Source organism: Xanthomonas euvesicatoria pv. euvesicatoria, assembly GCF_020880415.1.
Classification (GTDB): domain Bacteria; phylum Pseudomonadota; class Gammaproteobacteria; order Xanthomonadales; family Xanthomonadaceae; genus Xanthomonas; species Xanthomonas euvesicatoria.
In genome coordinates this window covers 1-17,276 of record NZ_JAJIUJ010000115.1, presented here as the reverse complement: position 1 = coordinate 17,276, position 17,276 = coordinate 1, and the positions used below count along the sequence as shown (strand labels likewise).

Sequence of the window (17,276 nt, the reverse complement as noted above, 5' to 3'; positions counted from 1 at the left end):
ATCGCCAACCATTGCGCACGTGAACAACGTGCCCTCCTCTCCCGCTCATTCGCCCGCCCGCGTCTCGCGCCGTCGCCGCTGGTGGATCGGGCTCGGCATCGTTGCTGTCCTCATAACGATCTTCGTCCTGCTGTTCGACTGGAACTGGTTACGCGGGCCGGTCGAACGCGCGGTCAGCGCGAAGACCGGGCGCGAATTTCATCTGGGCCATCTGGATGTCGATCTGGGCCGTATCACCACGGTGCGCGGCGAGCGATTGAGCTTGGGCAATGCGCCTTGGTCCAAGCGCGGCGCGATGGCAGAAATGAACGCGGCCGAGATCGATGTCGAATTCTGGCCATTGCTGCGCGGCAGTCTGCGGCTGCCGGAGATCCGGCTGGAGCACCCCACCCTGTTGCTGGAAGCCGGCAACGACAGCCATCCGGGTAACTGGGTCTTCGACCAGAGCGATGGCGACGGCAGCATGCCGCGCCTGGGCCGCCTGTTGGTGAACAACGGGCGGCTGCAATATATCGACGATGCCAGCCGCTCGGACGTGGATGTGGCGATCAACAGCCTGGCGCCGCCCAGCAGCGACCAGCGCGCTGCGCCGATCGGCATCGATGGCAAGGGTCGCTGGAAAGGCTACCCGTTCTCGCTCAAGGGCAATACCGCCTCGCCACTGGAATTGAGCCAGACCGAACACCCCTTCCGCATCGATCTGCGCGGCAGCGCCGGCGCCACGCGGACGCACGTGCGCGGCACCTTGACCAATACGTTTCAGTTCCGGGTGTTCGACCTGCAGATGGCGCTCAGCGGGCAGGATATGGAAGACCTGTACCCGCTGATCGGCGTCGCGATGCCCTCCACGCCGCCTTACAAGCTGGACGGCCGCCTGCGCCGCGACGGCGATGTCTGGCGCTATGAAAAGTTCACCGGCACTGCCGGTGACAGCGATCTTTCCGGCACTGCAGAGATCGACCTGCGCAACAAGCGCCCGTTCCTGCGCGCAGACCTGGCGTCCAAGCGGCTGGATTTCGACGATCTGGCCGGGTTCGTCGGCGCGCCCCCAAAGACCGGAACCAACGAATCGGCAAACGCCGAGCAGAAAAGGCAGGCCGCGCAGCTTGCCGCCAGCCATCGCGTTCTACCGGCAACGCCTTACGACTTGTCCAAGTTACGTGCGATGGATGCCCAGGTCCGTTGGCGTGCGCAGCGCATCAACGCGCCGTCCTGGCCACTGGACGACATGGATGCCGCGCTGACTTTGAAAGACGGCTTGCTGCGGTTGGACCCATTGAACTTCGGCGTTGCCGGCGGCGACATCCGCTCCACCATCGGCATGGATGCGCGCAATGCAGTCATCACCACCCAACTGAAGGCCAGCATTCGCGGCATTCGTCTGGATCAGCTGTTTCCCGATGCCGCGCTCGCCAAGCAGGCCTCGGGTGCGATCGGCGGCGAGCTGGATCTGCGTGGCCGCGGCAACTCCATCGCCGCGATGCTCGGCAGCGCCGATGGCAGCATCGGCGTCGGCATGGGCCGCGGCCATGTCGGCAACCTGATCATGGAGCTGGCTGGCCTGGACATCGCAGAATCGCTGAAATACCTGCTCACCAAGGACCGGCAGATCCCCGTGCGCTGCATCTTCGGCGACTTCGGCGTGCAGGACGGGCTGATGCAGTCGCGGGCACTGGCCTTCGATAGCACCGACACCATCATCGTCGGCGAAGGCAACATCAGCCTCAAGAACGAAACGCTCGATCTGCTGCTGCGTCCGCGCCCGAAAGATCGCAGCATCCTCAGCCTGCGCTCGCCGCTGCGGATCGGCGGCACCTTCAAGGACCCAAGCTTCCGCCCCGACTTCAAGGCGCTAGGCGTGCGCGGCGCGATCGCGGTCGCGCTCGGCAGCATCGCACCGCCGGCGGCCCTGCTTGCGACCTTCGAACCAGGCCCTGGCAAGGACAGCGATTGCGGCGGCAAGTACGCGCAGTAAGGCAACGCCGCGTCAGCTGGCGATGTAACGCTGCAGCTGGTCGATATCCTGCCGCTGCGCTTCGATCACCGCCTTGACCAGGTCGCCGATCGAAATCACGCCTTGCACGCGGCCGTTTTCGACCACCGGCAGATGGCGAAAGCGTCCGTCGGTCATGAGTTGCATGCAGCGCTCCACCGTGTCCGACGGCGACACTGTCACCACCTCGGCGCTCATGATCTCGGCGACGCTGGTCGTGGAAGACGCGCGATCGCGCAGTACCACCTTGCGTGCGTAATCGCGCTCGGAAACGATACCGACCAAGCGCGTCCCTTCCATCACCAGGACCGCGCCGATGGCCTTCTCGGCCATCAGGCGAATCGCCTCGATCACCGCGGCATCGGCGGCAACCGCAAATACCTCAACCTGCTTGGTCCCCAACAGCTGTCGTACGGTCTGCATGGCCCGCTCCGCGCTTGGTCTGATGATCGCAGACTACTCCCACCGCGCCGCGGTGGGTATCGACCAGATACAGCGGGCGCTGCTTGGCCTCGTCGTACAGGCGGCCCAGGTATTCGCCAATCAGGCCCAGGGCAATCAGCTGAACGCCCCCCAGAAACAGGATCACCGACATCAGCGTCGGCCACCCGGCCACTGGGTCGCCCATCAGCGCAGCCTTGATGACGACCCACGCGCCGAACAGGAACGCCAGCACCGCGGTCAGCAGGCCCAGATATGTTGCCGCGCGCAGCGGCACCGTGGAAAAACTGGTAATGCCATCGAGCGCGAAATTCCACAGCCGCCATACCGTGAACTTGCTGTGCCCAGACAGACGCGGCTCACGCCGATACGGCAGCGCTACCTGGCGAAACCCGACCCAGCCGAAGAGCCCCTTCATGAAACGGTGGCGCTCGCGCAGCTGCTGCAAGGCTTGCACGACACGCGGCGACAGCAAGCGGAAATCGCCGGTATCGGCAGGAATCGGGGTACGCGACAAGCGCCGGATCACCCGATAAAACGCGTGCGCAGCGCTACGCTTGAGCCAATTCTCGCCCTCGCGAATGACCCGCGTACCGAAGATGTTGTCGTAGCCGCCACGCCATAGCGCAACGAATTCCGGGATCAGCTCCGGCGGATCCTGGCCATCGGCATCGAGCAACACCACCGCACCCGGGAGCACGTGGTCCAGTCCGGCAGAAATTGCCACTTCCTTGCCGAAATTGCGCGACAACCGCACCGCACTCACCTGCGCATCCGCTTCGGTCAGCGCATGCAACACCTCCCAGGTGCCATCGGTGCTGCCGTCGTCGACATACAGCACGTGCGTCTGAAGTCCGGGCAGCTGCGCCAACACCGCGCACAGGCGCGGATGCAGCAGCGGAATGCTGGTTTCTTCATTGAAGGCCGCGATGAGCACCGTCAGGCGTTCGGGTGCCGGCGGCAGTTGCGCAGTCTCGATCGTGCTCACCGTGATGGCCCCTGCAGATAGACAGGGCCGCCCAACTGGCGCGCCTGCCGCTGGATCCACGTCGCACGCCGCTGCACGAATGCACCCGGACGACGCGCGTCATAGCGCCGTGGCGATGGCAACACCGCTGCCAGGCGTGCCGATTCGCTTGGCGACAAGCCTGCCGCATCCTTGCTCCAGAACTGCTGTGCAGCCGCCTGCGCGCCATACACCCCGTCGCCGAACTCGGCCACGTTGAGATACATCTCCAGGATGCGTTGCTTCGGCCAGAACAGCTCGATCAACACCGTGTACCAGGCTTCCAGACCCTTGCGCACCCAGCTGCGGCCCTGCCACAGGAACACATTCTTGGCGACCTGCTGACTGATGGTGCTGGCGCCGCGCACGCGTCCACCGCGGGCATTGTGATCGCGCGCCTTCTCGATCGCCTGCAAATCAAAACCGTGGTGCATCGGAAACTGCTGATCCTCCGCAGCCACCACCAAAATCGGCAGGCTTGCGGCGATCTTGTCGTAATCACGCCACTGCTGATGCAGCGAAAAACGCCAGTCGCCCTCGCCCCAGGCTTCCAGGTAACGCCCCACCATCATGCTGCTGATCGGCGGATCGACCACCCGCAAGATCAGCACCTGCAGCACGCTCGCCGCTGCGAACAGCAGCGGTGCCGCCATCAGCCAGCGCAACCAGCGCCGCGCGCGCCGCGGTGGCGCCGCCTGCTTGCCATCCCATGCATCCATCCCCATTGTTCGCTACGACCTTCAATCCCGATGCCTGCCGCATTATCCGGCAACCCGCGTCCCTTACGCCCGATGTTTCCATGACCGATCACGATCAGCTTTCCCGTTTCCTGCTGCCCGCCGCCGGCGTGCGCGGCGTCCATGTGCGCCTGACCAAGGCCTGGCACGACATCCAGGGTGCCGCCGCCTACCCGCCCGCCGCGCGCCAACTGCTCGGCGAAGCTGCGGTGGCCGCTGCACTGTTCACCGGCCACACCAAGGTCGACGGGCGCCTGTCGGTGCAACTGCGTGGCAACGACACCTTGCGCACCCTGTTTGCCGAATGCACCGCCGCCGGCACCTTGCGCGGCATCGTGCAGCTGGCCGAGGGTGCGGATGCGCCGACCGACCTGCGCGAACTGGGCGAGGCCGCGCTGCTGGCGATCACCATCGAGAACCCCGGCCTGGACCCGCGCGAGCCGCAGCGCTACCAGAGTCTGGTCGGCATGCAGGCACCGGATCTGGCCGAAGCCTTCGAAACCTATTTCCAGCAGTCCGAACAGTTGCCGACGCGCTTGCTGCTGGCCGCTGGCCCGGATCAGGCCGCCGGCCTGCTGCTGCAGAAGCTCCCCGGCGATGAAGGCGATAACGATGGCTGGACCCGCATCGGGGCCCTGTTCGACACCCTGGGCGCACCGGAGCTGCTATCGGTCGCCGGCCAGGACCTGCTGCATCGCCTGTTCCACGAAGAAGCGCCGCAGTTGCTCGGCAGCAAGCCACTCAGCTTCGGCTGCTCCTGTTCGCGCGAGCGGGTTGCCTCGATGCTGCAATCGCTGGGCGAAGAGGAGGCGCGTGCGGCCGCCGAGGCCACTGGCGAAGTCGAGGTGCGCTGCGAATTCTGCGGTCGTGAGTATCACTTTCCGTTGACCGCGCTGGACGTACTTTTCAACGAGGCGCAGCCCTCGCAGGAAGCGCCGGAAAGGTTGCAATAGATAGGATGACGGTTGCGTTCCGGGGGCACGCGACCACTTGTTAAATAATCATAAACACCCTAGCATCCTAATTGCCCGCTCTCGGGAACTTAACAACTGCCCCTGGGTCTGACCTCTGGTATGCGATACCTCCTGCGCCTCCCGCTAGCTTTGATGGTTGCCCTCGCGGCGCCCACTGGCGTGCATGCGCAGTCGGCGCAACAGTTGCGCGAAAGCACGATCCTGCCGGTGTGGAACAAGGGCAGCGGCAAGGTGGAAGCGTTTCTGTACCTAGAGCCGACCGGCGAGCAGAAAGCCGGTGCACGCTGGCATTTCGGCCGCAACTCGCTCGATGCGGCGTTTGGCCTGAGCTCCGGCGACTCGCTTGGCCTGCTTTGCAACAGCAGCCGCGGCACCAACATCAGCGGTCTTGCCAGCCACTGCCTGCTTGCAGGCATCGGCGATGACGAAGAAGACAGCGCGGCTGCCTCGCGCCGCGTGTCCGGCACGCTGGGCTTCAATCGCGGCACTGGCCGGGTGGGCGTCACTGCCGGCACTGGCCGCGACACCCTGCCCGCCTGGCTGATCGGTGCAGGCAAGGCCCCGCTGACGCGGGTCGAGCAAAACGACCTAACCGTCTTCGGGCAGAAGAACATCGGCCGCGAAGGCTTTGTTTCGATCGGCGGCACGTATGCTCGCGCACGCCTGGTCCCGCTGGCCGACGTGTCCCCGGCCATTGCCGACCAGTGGGACAGCAAGACCTTGAGCGTTGGCGGCGGCTACGGTGCCTTCAGCGCAAATGTCATTGGTCGCGTCGTCGACGTCCCCGGCCAGCCCGAAAAGTGGGAAGGCCTGGGCCTGGGCCTGACGTGGCGCACCCCTTGGAGCGGCCAACTCACCGTTGGCGCCGAGAACGTCATTTCCCGCGGCAAGAACCCGTTCGCACCGAGTAACGAGAGCAACAGCGACGGTACGGTTCCGTACGTCAGATACGAGCAGGATCTGTAACCCACTGATTCCATAGCAATTCTCATAACGCCATCGGCCCGCAGCCGGTGGCGTTTTTCGTTGCGGGTCACGCGCCCGGCTACCACTTTCACAGCCTTCTTCTTTTTCGTTAACGGGACTTTAATTTCTCTCGCAACGCATATACCATCGGTTCACCCTGACGTTTTGGATCCGCTTTTTTCGGAACCCCCGGCAGGCAAAACAACCCTTGGCAGTACCCAAGATCACTTGGAGAGAGAGCTAATGAATTGCAAGTCCAACAAGCTGCGCGATGCAGTTGTCCTCGCGCTCGTCGTGGGTGTGGGCGGTACCGGCACCGCCATCGCCCAGGAAGCCGGCACCACCAACCTCGACAAGATCGAAGTGACGGGTTCGCGTATCCGCCAAGTCGATAGCGAGACAGCCCAGCCGGTGCTGCTGATCAGCAGAGATCAGATAGAGAAGCAGGGCTTCAAATCGGTTGCTGACATCCTGCAGAACATTCCAACCGCAGGCTCGCCGGCAATTAGCCGCACCTCGCCGCTAAGCTCTGGCGAAAACGTTGGTGGTTACTACATCGATCTGCGCAACTTGGGGGCGAATCGCACATTGGTCCTGGTTGACGGCCACCGCCTTGGCATCACAAACGGCGGCCTGCAGGACGTTGCCTCGATCCCAGCTGTCATGGTTGAGCGCATCGAAGTCTTGAAGGACGGCGCGTCCACAATCTACGGTTCTGACGCGATTGCAGGCGTGATCAATATCATTACCCGAAAGGATTTCGAAGGTGCCGAAGCCAACGTCTACATTGGCCAGTGGGGCCAGGGTGACGGCCAGCGTGACGTGTACGACTTCACGATGGGTTTCCGGGGCGATCGCGGCTCACTGACTGCCGGCGTCGAATACACTAACGAAGATCCGGTTTGGGCACGTAACCGCTGGTTTAGCCGCGCCCGATTCCCGACTGGCGAAAAGACAGCACCGCGTCCTGGCGGTCTTTCAGGAACCACTGAATTCGGCCGTTTTGCCTATACCAATGCTACTGGCGGTACCTCGACTCGCACCCTGCGCCGCGACGTTGCTGGGCTAGATCCGGCTGACTTTTCTAGCTACCGCGCGCTCAACGGCACCGACACTTCCAATCCTTCGCTGGAATCTACTGTCTACAGCGGGATCAAGCGCAAGTCGGCGTTCCTCAACGGACACTTCGATTTCACCGACAATGTTGCGTTCGACACCAGCGTGCTGTACACCGACCGGGAGTCGTTCGCACAGAACGCCGGTTATCCCATGCAGAGCGCCAATTTCGACCTGAGCAGCGGCGGTCTCTCCATCGACAGCGTCTTCAACCCCCTGGGCAATCAGGCGACCGGCGCACTACCTGCTGGCGTAGCACCGCAGGCTGTTCAATATGTCCGGCGTGGCTGGGAAGTTCCGCGCGAAGTTCAGAACAATCTGACCACCTCGCGATTCACGGGCAAGTTTAGCGGTAATTTCAATTTCGGCGAGAAGTACTGGGATTGGGAAGCGGGCTTCCTTTACAACCAGAATAAGGGCACGCAGATCAGCACGGGTAATCTCAATACCTATGCGGTCGGGCAAGCCACTGGCCCGTCGTTCATTAATTCTGAGGGTGTGGCACAGTGCGGTACCGCCGCTAACCCGATCACCCTTGGCTTCGGACCCGGGGCATGCACGCCCTGGAATCCGTTGGTTCCCTTCGGCTACAACGCTCCAAACGGCTTGAATGACCCCAACGTACAGGCTTACCTGTATCAGCCCGGCCAAGCGCTGTCCGAAACCACGACCAAGAACTACTTTGCAAGCGTTTCCGGCATCCTGGCTACGCTGCCAGCTGGCGATCTCGGCCTAGCAGTGGGTGTGGAACGCCGCGAAGAAACTGGCTCTTTCTCGCCAGATGCACTTGCACAGACCGGTATATCGACGGATCTAGCTGCCGGCCCGACGCGCGGCGGCTACAATCTCAATGAAGTGTATGCAGAGTTGCAGGTCCCATTGCTTGCGGACCTTCCTGGTGCGAAAGAATTAAGTGTCACCCTGGCAACTCGTTATTCGGACTACGACACTTTCGGCAACACGACAAACAGCAAATTCGGATTCAAGTGGAAGCCGTTTGAATCCGTACTGGTGCGTGGAACCTGGTCAGAAGGCTTCCGCGCGCCGACCGTCGCAGACTTGTTTGGCGGCCTGTCGCAGAGCTTCGAAAATTACACCGATCCTTGCGATACCTCGTTCGGCCCGGCGGCTGGCAATGCAAGATGCTTGGCTGATGTGCCGGCAGGCTTCCGTCAACTTAATGCGTCGGGCGTCGCTCCCGCACCGGGACCTGGCGAACAGACGAATGTGCCCTTCGTATCCGGCTCGACTCCTACGCTGACTCCGGAAACCTCGACCTCCAAGACGCTTGGCCTCGTATGGAGCCCAGGCTTCATCACCGGCCTCAACGCCTCTTTGGATTGGTGGAATATCCGCATCGAAAATACCATCGTTGGCGACACGCCGACCGACCTTCTAGACGATTGCTACCTGCGCGGTATCGAGTCGCGTTGCGTAGGCTTCACGCGTAACGCAGCGGGCAATATCACAAGCCTGTCGTTCGGTCTACGCAATGCGGGTTATGTTGAAACTGAAGGCTTCGACTTCGACCTTAATTATCGTTTTGAGACGCAGTGGGGCAACTTCACCACATCGCTGCTGAACACCTACGTTTCCAAGAACGAGCTGAAGGCCGACAACAGCACCAATCCACCAAGTCAGCAGAATGGGTACGGGGGTAACTTCCGCGTTCGTTCCAATCTCTCCGTGAATTGGCAGTGGGACGACTGGTCCGTAACTTGGAGCGCGCGTTACTACTCGCGTACCAAGGAGCGTTGCTTCGCAACAGATCGCTGCAGCCTTCCTGACTTCACCGCTCCCGAGTTCCAGGGCTCAACGGTTGGCATGAATGAGCTGGGTTCAAATACCTTCCACGATCTACAAGTGGCCTATGCTCTTCCGTGGAACGCGACGGTTGCCGTAGGTGCGAACAACATATTCGAACACTATTCGGCACCCGCTTATGGCCAGCCCAACTCCGGCTACTCCTATTACGGTGGCTACGACATTGGGCGCTTCATGTACATGAAGTATCAGCAGCGTTTCTGATTTAAAACTGGAACAGGTACGTTATGAAAAAACGGCCCCAAGGGGCCGTTTTTTTTGTTGGCGAGCGCCAAGTTTCGAGTAGAAAGATCCGTTCACCTCGTATCAAATAGTCAGTCACCCCGGAATCAACGTCTGGATCACATGCTCGACGTAGGCTTCGAAATCTTCCCGGGCCGGCTTAGGCTGTTGCAATTGCAGCGAGAGTTGCAGGAAGCCGACATAGGCGGCGTAGGCCAGGCGAGCGCGGTGCTGGGCGTCGGTGCGGGTCAGGCCGGCCTGGCGGAACGAGGCGATCAGGTAATCGAGGCGACGTTGCGAAACGCGGTCGATGACCGGGCGCACGGCCGGGTGGTCGAGTGCCTTGAGCAGTTCGCTATAGATGACGTGCGGTTTGACTTCGTGGGCAACCAGCTGAAACAACGCGCGCAGGCGAGCGCTGGGGTCGGGCACGTCTTCCAGGCTGCCGAACACTTCTTTTTGCTCGAAGATTTCCCAGCGCTCAAGGGCCGCCTGCAGCAGAGCGTCGCGCGAGGGGAAGTGCCAGTAGAAGCTGCCTTTGGTGACGCCGAGCCGGCGCGCCAGCGGCTCGACTGCAACCGCGCCCACCCCTTGTTCGGCGATCAGGTCGAGCGCGGCCTGTGCCCAATCGTCCGCGCTGAGGCGATTGCCGCGACCGGAGCTGGCGCGGGGCGTGGTGAGGCTGGAGTCGATGGTGTCGTTCATGCCGCGATTTAACCATACGCTTGTGTCAGTTGCAGTATGCATCACGAAATTGACATATCAGCGCCATGATTCAGTGGCTTAACCGTCCATACGATTGAGTATTGACAGTCGCCATCGTGCATCCATACCATTAAGTATGGTCATCTCACCCGCTAGCCTCGCCTCCACTGCGTCCCTGTCCAGCGTCAACGCTGGCGACGCAGTGCTCGCGGTGTCGATGCGGGGTGCCGAACACGCGCCGTCGGTACTGTTCGCACATGGCTTTGGACAGACCCGACATGCCTGGGAAGCCACTGCCGCGACGCTGGCTGACAGGGGCTACCGCACCCTGTCGTACGACGCTCGCGGGCATGGCGATTCCAGCGCCAATGCGGCGGATCACCCCTACTCGGCAACGCAGTTCACCGACGATCTGATCGTGCTGGCCGGCGAGCAGCCCGAGCCACCGGTGCTGGTTGCTGCGTCGATGGGGGGCTTGTTCGGGCTACTGGCCGAAGCGCGCTGGCCCGGCCTGTTTCGTGCCATCGTGCTGGTCGACATCACGCCACGCTGGGACACCACGGGTGTGGAGCGCATCCTGCGCTTCATGACCGCGCATCCGGACGGCTTTGCATCGCTGGATGCGGCCGCCGATGCGATTGCCGTCTACCTGCCGCATCGGCCGCGCAAAACGCCCGGCCAACTGCAGGCATTGCTGCGGCAGCGTGCCGACGGGCGTTGGCATTGGCACTGGGATCCGCGCCTGGTCGACGAGCTCGCCGGTCAGGACGCCCAGCTCCAGCAGCATGCATTGCTGGAGGCGGCAGCACAGGTGCGTTGCCCGATGCTGCTCATCAGCGGCGGACGCAGCGATCTTGTGACGCCAGCCAACATTGCCGAATTCCTCTCCATCGCGCCGCATGCGCAGCACGTGCATCTGCCCGATGCCACGCACATGCTGGCAGGCGACGACAACACCACGTTTACCGCCACCGTGTTGCATTATCTGGACGCACTGCCGGCGGCTTGCACCATCGCAGCGTCCAACACTACCGAGCATGTCACTGGAGCAAGACCATGAGCATCATTGCACCGTTCCTCCTCGTCATCCTGGCGGCGGGTATCGCTGCCTATCACCGGATGCGCCTTGCCACGTGGGTTGCGATCAGCGCCTGTGTGCTGGTGGCGTGCTGGCTGCTGGGTGCCAATCTCACCGCCACCCTCGTGGCCGCCGCGCTGGTGGTGCTGGTGTCCGCACCGGTGCTGCTGCCGTTCCTGCGCAAGCCGCTGCTGACCACGCCGCTGATGGGCTTCTTCCGCAAGGTGCTGCCGCCGCTGTCGCAGACCGAGCGCATTGCACTGGAGACCGGCTCGGTCGGTTTCGAAGGCGAGCTGTTCACCGGTGACCCGGATTGGCAGAAGCTGCTGAACTATCCCAAGCCGCAACTCACCGCCGAAGAGCAGGCCTTCCTGGATGGCCCGGTGGAAGAGTTGTGCAAGATGATCAACGACTGGGAAATCACCCACGTCCACGCCGACCTGCCGCCGGAGCTGTGGGATTTCATCAAGAAGAACAAGTTCTTCGGCATGATCATTCCCAAGCAGTACGGCGGCCTGGGTTTCAGCGCGCTGGCGCACCACAAGGTGATCCAGAAGCTGTCCTCAATCTCCAGCGTGGTCAGCTCCACCGTGGGCGTGCCCAACTCGCTCGGCCCCGGTGAGCTGCTGCTGCACTACGGCACCCCGGAACAGAAGGACTATTACCTGCCGCGGTTGGCGGTCGGTGCGGAAGTGCCGTGCTTCGGCCTGACCGGTCCGTTCGCCGGCTCCGATGCCACCTCGATTCCGGACTACGGCATCGTCTGCAAGGGCGAGTGGAATGGCGCCAATGTGCTGGGCGTCAAGCTGACCTTCGACAAGCGCTATATCACCCTGGCACCGGTCGCCTCGCTGATCGGCCTGGCGTTCCGCGCCTACGATCCGGATGGCCTGATCGGCGACAAGAAGGACATCGGCATCACCCTGGCGCTGCTGCCGCGCGAAACCCCGGGCGTGGAAATCGGCCGTCGCCACTTCCCGTTGAATTCGCCGTTCCAGAACGGCCCGATCCATGGCGAAGAAGTGTTCATCCCGCTGAGCCAGCTGATCGGTGGCGTGGAGATGGTGGGCAAGGGCTGGAACATGCTCAACGAGTGTCTGGCTGTCGGTCGCTCGATCACCCTGCCCTCCACCGCCAGTGGCGGTAGCAAGGCCGCGGCGGTGGTCACCGGTGCGTATGCGCGTATCCGCAAGCAGTTCGGATTGTCGGTGGGTCGTTTCGAGGGCGTGGAAGAAGCGCTGGCCCGGATCGGCGGCAAGGCCTATGCGATCAGTGCGCTGTCGCAGGCCACGGCCGCGGCGGTGGATCGCGGCGACGTGCCGTCGGTGCCGTCGGCGATCGCCAAGTACCACTGCACCACCATGGGCCGCGAAGTGGTCAGCGACATGATGGACGTGATCGGCGGCAAGGGCATCATCCTGGGGCCGCGCAACTTTGCAGGCCGCGCCTGGCAGGCCGCGCCGATCGGCGTGACCGTGGAAGGCGCCAACATCATGACCCGCAGCCTGCTGATCTTCGGCCAGGGCGCCATCCTGTGCCATCCGTGGGTGTTGAAGGAGATGCAGGCCGCACAGGATCCCGATACCCGTCGTGGCCTGGAGCAGTTCGACCAGAGCCTGTTCGGTCATATCCGCTTCGGTATTTCCAACGCCGTGCGCTCGTTCTGGTTCGGTCTGACCGGTGCGCGCATCGGTGCGGCGCCGGGCGATGCGTATACCCGTCGGTTCTTCCGCAAGCTGGATCGCTATTCGGCCAATCTGGCCTTGATGGCAGACGTGTCGATGCTGATGCTGGGCGGCAAGTTGAAGTTCAAGGAGTCGCTGTCCGGTCGCCTGGGCGATGTGCTGAGCCATATCTACATGACCAGCGCGATCCTCAAGCGTTATCACGACGAAGGCGCGCCGGCGAGCGACCAGCCGCTGCTGGCCTGGGCTTTCCACGACAGCGTGCACAAGATCGAAACCGCGCTGTCGGCGGCGCTACGCAACTTCCCGATCCGCCCGGTGGGCTGGTTGATGTGGGTGTTGATCTTCCCGCTCGGCCGTCGCGCCGAAGCGCCTGGCGATCGCCTCGGCCATCGCGTTGCTTCGCTGTTGATGACGCCCAACGAGGCGCGTGACCGTCTGGCCAAGGGCGTGTTCCTGACGCCGTGCGCCAACAATCCGGGCGGTCGTATCGCCAGCTACCTGACCAAGGCGGTGATGGCCGAGCCGGTGGAGCGCAAGTTCCTGAAGGCGCTCAAGACCAAGGGCATCGAAGCGCTGGATTTCCCGGCGCAGCTGGACGAAGCCGTGGCCGAAGGCGTGATCAGCTTGGAAGAGCGCAAGCTGCTGGAAGAGCTGCGCGAGATCATGATGGACACCATCACCGTGGACGACTTCGATCCGCATGAGTTGCGTGCGGCCAGCTTCTACGACAAGCCGCAGGCGCAACAGCCGCGCGAAGCCGCGTAAGGCGTCAAGCTTGGGCGAGAATGGACGACGGCGGGCTTCGGCCCGCCGTTGTTGTTTGTGGAGATGGGTGTTGTCTCCGGCATGCTGCCTGCAGACCTGATCAGCTGCAGTTTTCGACAGCACGCATGTGTGAGCGACGCCACGCAGTTGGCGGCCATCGAATGAGCGGGTGCCAGGGGCCGAACACGCGCGCAAGTTGCGCACGTCACGCGCTTGAGGCAGTCAGGCGCTAAGGCTATGAGCAGGAGCTCATCGCAGCAGTGCCCCACTCCTGCGTGCAGCGGACAACTACCGAAACCGGATCAGAACGGCAGCCACACCAGCGCCAAGGCGATCAACGCCGGCAGCGCCTGCACGAAGAAGATGCGGCGGTTGACGCTGTAGGCGCCGTAGCAACCTGCCACGACCACGCAGACCAGGAAGAAGCTCAGCACGTCGGCGCGGGCGGCCAGTGCGCCCCAAAACAGGCCAGCGGCCAGAAAGCCGTTGTAAAGCCCCTGGTTGGCCGCGAGCACGCGGGTGGCCTGCGCCTTTTCGAGGCTATTGCGGAAGGTCTTCAAACCCAGCGGGTGCGTCCACAGCACCATTTCCAATACCAGGATGTAGACGTGCAGCAGTGCGATGCACAGGCCGGCAATGATGGCGAACAGGGACATGGCAGACCGCCTCGGAAAATGGTGCCGCCAGCATAGCCGCGATTGCGGTCGTTCTGTTCGGCACACCTGCACTACCGGGCTGGCGCCTGCGCTTCTGGCGCTGCCAGTGTGAGACGCAGGCCCCCTGCCTGGTCGATGCCGAGCGCCAAGCTGCATCTGCGCATGTGCTGTCGCGGTGCTTAGTCGGAAACGCGCTTGTCCGTCTCCACGTCGCGCTCGGCGGGTAGCTTGCGCGCTTGCCGCAACAGGCCGAACGCACCGACCGTCATGCCGGTCGCCACGACCAGGCCGACGCCGAACACCGCGCTGGAGCCGAACGCAGAGACCAGCTTGTGCACCCAAACGAAGGTGAGATCGCCACCGCGATAAACCACCGTATCGATCGCGGCGCCGGCCTTGTAGCGCCACTCGCGATTTACCCGTGTGTACAGCGTTTCGCGCGCGGGCTTGGCCAGTGCGAATTCGCTGGAGCGGGTAATCACCTGCACGATCGCAATCATTAGTGGCAACGGCGACGCCGCCAACGCCGCATAGCCCAGCATGATGGCCACACCCGGGATCAACAACGCCGGCGCGATACCAAAGCGCGACAGCAACGCGCGCGTCACCAGCAGCTGCAGCACCAGCGCGAGCGCATTGATCGCCAGGTCGATGCTGGAGTAATAGGCGGTGGCCGCCGCTGCATCGGTGTAAAGCCGCCGCACCAGCGCCGCCTGTTCGTTGTAGAGCAAGGTCCCCACGCCCACGCCGAACAACACCATGAAGGCCAGCCAGCGCAACAGCGGTTCACGCACGATCAGCTTGAGGCCGCCGAGCACATCGCCGCCCATGGGCACTTCGCCGGAGCTCAGCTGGCCCTCCTGTTCGCGCGCAACGGCCCACAGCCGCAAGCGCAGCACGCAGAGCACGCATACCGCCAGGAACCCGGCCGACACCAACATCAGATGTGCGATGCCGATACGTTCGACCAGTACGCGCGTCAGGACCGGGCCCAGAAACGCACCCAGCGTGCCTGCCGCGCCGATATAGCCGTAGTAGCTGCGCGCTTGGGCATTGCTGAAGACATCGGCCATGAAACTCCAGAACACCGCCACCGCAAACAGGTTGAAGACGGTCACCCACAAAAAGAACGCCATGCCACGGCCCGGCACGCCGGTGTCGAACAGCACGTAGAACAGCAGCAGGGTGGCGATGAAGAAGCCATACACCCCCGGCAGGAACACCCGCCGCGGATAGCGGCTGACCAAAGCGCCGTAGACCGGTTGCAGCAGCACCATGATCAGGAAGGTGCAGGTAAACAGCACCTGCAGCGTGAAGTCCTTCAAGGGCACACCGTGCGCGGCGAAGAACGCGATCATGCCGGTGGGAAAGAGCGCCTCTACGTCGGCCGAGGCGCCCATCGCTTCGCGCACCGGGCGCAACACGTAGTAACCGCTGAGCAGACAGAAAAAGTAAAGAAACGACCATGCCAATGGTGGCGAGCTACGCAGTGCCGCGCTCAAACGGCCAGCCGCAGATCGCGGCGCAGAGGGGCTGGTCATGGGGTAACGGCCGCTCGCGCAGGCGGGCCCGACAGAAAAAACATGGCAAAGGCAGCACCTGTGAAAGAAGCGCGCAAGTTAGCCGATGCGAGGCAGCGCCACCAGCGACCAGTCGCAGGAGCCTGCGGCCCGGGTGCCCTCCGCGCCGGCACGCTGCTTGCTTCTTGTATCGCACCAGCGCGTGGCAACGCTTCGGCGGTACCGGAATACTCGAATTCTGAATCTAAAATCATCAATAGGATCAATGCGATGCCCATTCATCTTCCGGCAGTTTGTGCTATTGCAAAGCGCGGCGCTAGAATCGCCGGAGGCAGCGGAACAGGCGGGACAACCATGACAGAAATGCGCACGCGCCGACGGTTCCGACCGTTGGCTATCGGGCTGTTCGGGGCGTTGTTGCCCCTGGCCCTCTCTTCCACCGCGCAGACACCCGCGCTCACCGCTACTGCATTGCAGGCGGCCACTGTGGCGCAGTCGCCCACCGCACCGCTGCCCTATCGCACCTCGCTGCCGGCCAACCAAGTGTTGGCACCTGCTGCCGGTTTCGATGTGGCGGCATTCGAATCGATGGCGGACCAGCTGACCTACGGCAACCGGGTGCCCGGCATGGCGATGGCCATCGTGCAGGGCGGCAAGGTGCTCAGCGCGCGCGGCTATGGCGTCACCGATGTCAATCATCCGCAGCCGGTCGATGGCCACACGGTGTTTCGCCTGGCTTCGCTGTCCAAAGCCTTCGCCGGCACCATGGCCGGCCTGCTGGTCAACGATGGCGTGCTGCGCTGGGACAGCAAGGTGGTCGACTATGTGCCGGGCTTCCAGCTCAGCGACAACGCCGCCACCCGTCAACTCACCGTGGCCGAAGTGCTCAGCCATCGCGTCGGCCTGACCCGCAACGCCTACGACCGCGATATCGAATCCAACGTCGATTACTACTCGCTCAGCCATAAGCTGGCTGCTGCGCCGCTGCGTTGCGCACCGGGCGATTGCTACGCGTATCAAAACGTCGCCTTCAGCCTGGTTGGCGATGTGGTGTTCGCCGCATCGGGCAGCTTCTACGAGCAATCGGTAGAGCGTCGCATCTTCAAGCCGCTGGGCATGAACGACGCCAGCATGGGGCTGGCCGGTATCCAGGCGAGCCCGCACTGGGCACGTCCGCATGTGCGCAGCCGCAATGGCTGGGTCTCGCTGACGCCCAAGCCCACCTACTACCGTCTGGCGCCCGCTGCGGGCGTCAACGCCAGCGCCAGTGACATGGCGCAGTGGCTGCTCGCGCACACCGGCCATCGCACCGACGTGCTGCCTGCACCGCTGCTGGCGACGCTGCACGCGCCGCTGATCTCCACGCCGGGCGAAATGCGTTCGGGCTGGCGCCACGAGCGCGTGGATGCGGCCAGCTATGCGCTGGGCTGGCGCGTGTTCGACTACGCCGGCCATCAAGTGGTGTTCCATGCCGGCGCGGTGCAGGGTTATCGCGGCTTGGTCGCACTGCTGCCGGAGCGCGACCTGGGTGTTGCGATCCTGTGGAACGGCGAAAGCGGCCTGCCCTCGGGCATGCTGCCGACCA

At 63.2% G+C, this 17,276-nt stretch carries 13 protein-coding genes; 7 read left to right on the top strand and 6 right to left on the bottom strand.

Annotation, left to right across the window (positions count from 1 at the left end; all coding sequences use genetic code 11):
- Positions 1 to 19 precede the first annotated feature (19 nt).
- Complete coding sequence (locus tag LN450_RS20220) at positions 20 to 1,975, top strand: AsmA family protein (RefSeq protein WP_041855077.1); 1,956 nt, start codon at positions 20 to 22, stop codon at positions 1,973 to 1,975.
- A 12-nt stretch (positions 1,976 to 1,987) separates the two neighbouring features.
- Here the strand turns inward: LN450_RS20220 and LN450_RS20215 are convergent, their stop codons facing one another.
- Genes LN450_RS20215 through mtgA form a run of 3 tightly spaced genes read right to left on the bottom strand, consistent with a single transcriptional unit; the run spans position 1,988 to position 4,165 of the window.
- A complete protein-coding gene (locus LN450_RS20215) occupies positions 1,988 to 2,416 on the bottom strand; it encodes a CBS domain-containing protein (RefSeq protein ID WP_011348202.1) in 429 nt (142 codons plus the stop codon).
- Positions 2,376 to 3,422: a glycosyltransferase family 2 protein gene (locus LN450_RS20210; RefSeq protein ID WP_011348203.1), complete on the bottom strand. Its 1,047-nt coding sequence runs from the start codon at positions 3,420 to 3,422 to the stop codon at positions 2,376 to 2,378. Before LN450_RS20210 ends, LN450_RS20215 begins: the two co-directional genes overlap by 41 nt.
- Positions 3,419 to 4,165, bottom strand: a complete 747-nt coding sequence (gene mtgA, locus LN450_RS20205; protein ID WP_011348204.1) for a monofunctional biosynthetic peptidoglycan transglycosylase — start codon at positions 4,163 to 4,165, stop codon at positions 3,419 to 3,421. The genes LN450_RS20210 and mtgA overlap by 4 nt, the downstream gene beginning before the upstream one ends.
- 74 nt (positions 4,166 to 4,239) lie before the next feature.
- Here mtgA and hslO point away from each other — a divergent pair, with 74 nt between their 5' ends.
- The 3 genes from hslO to LN450_RS20190 all read left to right on the top strand — a co-directional run bounded on the left by hslO (position 4,240) and on the right by LN450_RS20190 (position 9,261).
- Positions 4,240 to 5,130, top strand: a complete 891-nt coding sequence (hslO, locus tag LN450_RS20200) for an Hsp33 family molecular chaperone HslO (RefSeq protein WP_008572080.1) — start codon at positions 4,240 to 4,242, stop codon at positions 5,128 to 5,130.
- Positions 5,131 to 5,283: 153 nt separating this feature from the next.
- Complete coding sequence (locus LN450_RS20195) at positions 5,284 to 6,117, top strand: XOO1806 family protein (RefSeq protein WP_041855078.1); 834 nt, start codon at positions 5,284 to 5,286, stop codon at positions 6,115 to 6,117.
- A 243-nt stretch (positions 6,118 to 6,360) separates the two neighbouring features.
- On the top strand, positions 6,361 to 9,261 hold the full coding sequence (locus LN450_RS20190; protein WP_011348206.1) for a TonB-dependent receptor domain-containing protein: 2,901 nt from the start codon (positions 6,361 to 6,363) through the stop codon (positions 9,259 to 9,261).
- A 114-nt stretch (positions 9,262 to 9,375) separates the two neighbouring features.
- Here the strand turns inward: LN450_RS20190 and LN450_RS20185 are convergent, their stop codons facing one another.
- Positions 9,376 to 9,984 carry a TetR/AcrR family transcriptional regulator gene (locus LN450_RS20185; protein WP_003482399.1) on the bottom strand — a complete coding sequence of 203 codons (609 nt, stop codon included), beginning with the start codon at positions 9,982 to 9,984 and terminating at the stop codon, positions 9,376 to 9,378.
- A gap of 136 nt (positions 9,985 to 10,120) precedes the next feature.
- On the opposite strand from LN450_RS20185, the gene LN450_RS20180 reads away from it, so the two are divergent.
- Both LN450_RS20180 and LN450_RS20175 read left to right on the top strand, forming a co-directional pair.
- Positions 10,121 to 11,044, top strand: coding sequence for an alpha/beta fold hydrolase (locus LN450_RS20180; protein WP_011348208.1), 924 nt, complete (start codon positions 10,121 to 10,123; stop codon positions 11,042 to 11,044).
- Positions 11,041 to 13,515 (top strand): acyl-CoA dehydrogenase, encoded by a 2,475-nt coding sequence (locus LN450_RS20175; protein WP_008572075.1) that lies wholly within the window; start codon positions 11,041 to 11,043, stop codon positions 13,513 to 13,515. Before LN450_RS20180 ends, LN450_RS20175 begins: the two co-directional genes overlap by 4 nt.
- 302 nt (positions 13,516 to 13,817) lie before the next feature.
- On the opposite strand, the gene LN450_RS20170 is transcribed toward LN450_RS20175, so the two are convergent.
- Positions 13,818 to 14,171, bottom strand: coding sequence for a DUF1304 domain-containing protein (locus LN450_RS20170; RefSeq protein ID WP_011348209.1), 354 nt, complete (start codon positions 14,169 to 14,171; stop codon positions 13,818 to 13,820).
- Between the two features lie 179 nt (positions 14,172 to 14,350).
- Positions 14,351 to 15,712, bottom strand: coding sequence for an NTP/NDP exchange transporter (locus tag LN450_RS20165; protein WP_011348210.1), 1,362 nt, complete (start codon positions 15,710 to 15,712; stop codon positions 14,351 to 14,353).
- Positions 15,713 to 16,045: 333 nt separating this feature from the next.
- On the opposite strand from LN450_RS20165, the gene LN450_RS20160 reads away from it, so the two are divergent.
- Positions 16,046 to 17,276: serine hydrolase domain-containing protein (locus LN450_RS20160; RefSeq protein ID WP_484607058.1), on the top strand; the 1,231-nt coding region annotated here is incomplete at its 3' end.

Bases quoted from the DNA above. Each gene is read 5' to 3' on its own strand.
- LN450_RS20170 (WP_011348209.1), bottom strand. From the start codon at position 14,171: ATGTCCCTGTTCGCCATCATTGCCGGCCTGTGCATCGCACTGCTGCAC.
- hslO (WP_008572080.1), top strand. From the start codon at position 4,240: ATGACCGATCACGATCAGCTTTCCCGTTTCCTGCTGCCCGCCGCCGGC.
- LN450_RS20195 (WP_041855078.1), top strand. From the start codon at position 5,284: ATGGTTGCCCTCGCGGCGCCCACTGGCGTGCATGCGCAGTCGGCGCAA.
- LN450_RS20190 (WP_011348206.1), top strand. From the start codon at position 6,361: ATGAATTGCAAGTCCAACAAGCTGCGCGATGCAGTTGTCCTCGCGCTC.
- LN450_RS20165 (WP_011348210.1), bottom strand. From the start codon at position 15,712: ATGACCAGCCCCTCTGCGCCGCGATCTGCGGCTGGCCGTTTGAGCGCG.
- LN450_RS20175 (WP_008572075.1), top strand. From the start codon at position 11,041: ATGAGCATCATTGCACCGTTCCTCCTCGTCATCCTGGCGGCGGGTATC.
- LN450_RS20215 (WP_011348202.1), bottom strand. From the start codon at position 2,416: ATGCAGACCGTACGACAGCTGTTGGGGACCAAGCAGGTTGAGGTATTT.
- LN450_RS20180 (WP_011348208.1), top strand. From the start codon at position 10,121: ATGGTCATCTCACCCGCTAGCCTCGCCTCCACTGCGTCCCTGTCCAGC.
- mtgA (WP_011348204.1), bottom strand. From the start codon at position 4,165: ATGGGGATGGATGCATGGGATGGCAAGCAGGCGGCGCCACCGCGGCGC.
- LN450_RS20185 (WP_003482399.1), bottom strand. From the start codon at position 9,984: ATGAACGACACCATCGACTCCAGCCTCACCACGCCCCGCGCCAGCTCC.